Source organism: Chitinophaga sp. (assembly GCF_035564935.1).
Classification (GTDB): Bacteria; Bacteroidota; Bacteroidia; order Chitinophagales; family Chitinophagaceae; genus Chitinophaga.
The window spans coordinates 1-2,686 of the sequence record NZ_DATMTE010000038.1 but is presented as its reverse complement, the minus strand read 5'-3'; the positions used below and the strand labels follow the sequence as shown (position 1 = coordinate 2,686).

Annotated in this window: 1 protein-coding gene; it reads right to left on the bottom strand. The window is 44.1% G+C overall.

Annotated elements, in window-relative coordinates; translation table 11 throughout:
* The coding region (locus tag VN105_RS01105) for a hypothetical protein (protein ID WP_325637069.1) at positions 1-2,686 on the bottom strand (2,686 nt) is incomplete at both ends.

The following is a 2,686-nucleotide window of genomic DNA, read 5'->3' as shown; positions in this document are numbered from 1 at the left end:
AATTCAGGATTGCCCAATACTATTGAAACGGTTACTGCCAAAGGACTGCTGCTACATTCGCCAACTGTTTGTACGGCATAATAAGTCGCTCCGTCAACAAGAGGTTCATTGGAATCCAGTACAGGTGTTCCGGCTTCGGCTGCCGTTTCTGTAGCATACCATTCCAGATTTGTTCCGGTAACTTCAAGGTCCGCCAATGTTTCACCTTCTGTGAAATTCTGGTTTTCAGAACCGTTTGGTGGAGTAACCGTATTTATTGTAACAGATGTTAGCGTACGGGCACTTTCGCATCCGTCAACTGTCATGGTAGCGTAGTAATCACCATTGGTCAGTGGCTGTGTCAACGAAAGAGCAACTCCTCCGTTTGGAGCATCATACCATTGGATTCCGGGAGTGTTTGGTTGTAAGTCGGCAACAGTTGCGGTATTACAGAAAGTCTGTGCTGTTGTGGTTGGTGGCGTAACCGTATTTATTGTAACAGATGTTAGCGTACGGGCACTTTCGCATCCTTCAACTGTCATGGTAGCGTAATAATCGGCATTGGTCAGTGGCTGTGTCAACGAAAGAGCAGTTCCTCCGTTTGGAGTGTCATACCATTGGATTCCGGTAGTGTTTGGCTGTAAGTCGGCAACAGTTGCGGCATTACAGAAAGTTTGTGAAGCGGTAATTGGAGCTTCGGATTGGTTAACCGTAATTGTTGCAATAGTGGAATAAATTTCCATACACGGAGCGTTTTGCACAACTGCGCGGTAGTATGTAGTTTCTGAAAGATTTGTATAGTTAAGAGTTGCGGCCGTATTTTCAATATCAATAACAGTACCGTTAAAGTCTGCAGTAGTAGAAGATTGCCATTTTATAATAGTTCCTACATGATTTTCCAGAGTAAGTGTTCCGTTGTTGGTTCCGAAGCATACGGTTGAATTTCCGGTTATAGTTCCTCCATTGCCTGCTTCTACAGCAGTAACGGTGGCGCTTCCGCTTATGTCAGCAGATTGTGCAATACAATTGGCGTCTTCTACGACAGTTACCGTATACGTTTTTGTCTCATTAGCAGTAACCGTAAAAGTATAAGGCGATGTTTGGATATTGGTAATTGGAAAAGTTGAAGTTCCATCGGTATAGGTTAGATTCCAAGGGGCTGTTCCCGTCAAAGCGATGCTAAGTTCAGACGAAGCGGAACCCTGGCAAACGGACTGATTACCACTTATTACTGCTGTTGGTCTGGAGTTGATAACCAAAATGGTGCTTATGCCGCTAATCACACTTTCGCAATCTGGAGTTACATCTGTTCGTTTAATCGAAGTTATTTCTAATGTCCGGCCATTTTCTGCAGACGAAACAGCTACTTCAAAACTGGCTTCTCCGGAAGCATTAGCAGTAATTCCTGAAACTGTTACGGCAGTACCTCCCGCAATTGTATAAGTAATCTCTGAAGTACTGTTGGCAATCAATCCTGTCAGGCTGATAACAGCATTGCCATTGGTTGCACATAAGGGAGTAGTGCTTACAGCAGTTACTGTTGGGGAAGGATTTACAGCCAATACAACAGAATTGTTTGCAGTAAGCGCATTCGGACAGGACGAAATATCACTTCTTTCGATAGTTCCTATAACTAGAGAATGTCCGTTATTGCTGTAAGGAAGGCTTATGGTGAAACTGGCATTACCGCTAATGTCTGCAATAATACCTGCAACGTTTTGTGCATTGCCATTATTAATGGTGTAGCTGATAGAAGAGGTTGATTCAGGAATCAGGCCAGCCAAATTTATGGTAGTCGCACCTCCGTCACACATGATGTTGGTTTGTGTAACTGCAGAAAGCGTTGCTGCTCCTGTAATTGTAATATTATGTCCGTTATCATTATTGCTGAAAGTCAGCGGGTCGTCATTATAAACTCTTACTCTATAATTTGAGCCTGGAGGCGTATCGGCAGGAATTGTCACAGTGATTGGACTGGTGGCAGATACTCCAACAATATTGGTTGGTGTTGTTGGAAAGGTACCGTCAGTATTAGAGAGCTGCGCATAAAAATTAGCACTGTTGAAACTTCCGGCTGGCGTAAAATCCAAATAAAAAGTATTGCTGATTCCGTTACAGTAAGGACCGTAAGGCTCATCATCAACAACAATAGAACTTACGGCAGGAATACCTGTTCCGGTAACAGTAACCAATTTATCGGTAGCACCCGGTGAAGACAGTACGATATTTCCGGAAGCTGTTCCTACCACTGCGGGACTAAAGCGAACCCAGATTTGTACATTATTTAATGAGCCGCCAACCGGACTGATGTCTGTACCGGGATACCAGTTAATGCCATCTGTGCTGATTTCAAATCCTGCCGGAGCCAGAATACTTACATCTTCCGTAAGTCCGGCACCGTTAAATGTAAAGCTGGTTGCAGATGAGCTGTTTCCTACCATAACATCGCCAAAAGAAGCCAGTGAAGCAGTAGAAGGAGTAATTAAAGGATTGACAGCGGCTGTAACACTGCCGTCTATTTTTAAAGAGTTGGTTCCGCCTGTCAGGTAATAGTTTCCTGTTGAGCCTTGAGGGATTATCCGGAATTTAACGACAACTCCTGCGGCAATATTTTGCAAAGCGCTGATTCCCGATAAGGAAACCGAATTAGGTGTTCCTGTCGTACCGCTTGTAGATGAGGTGGACCAGGTGGCTACACTGGTAAAAG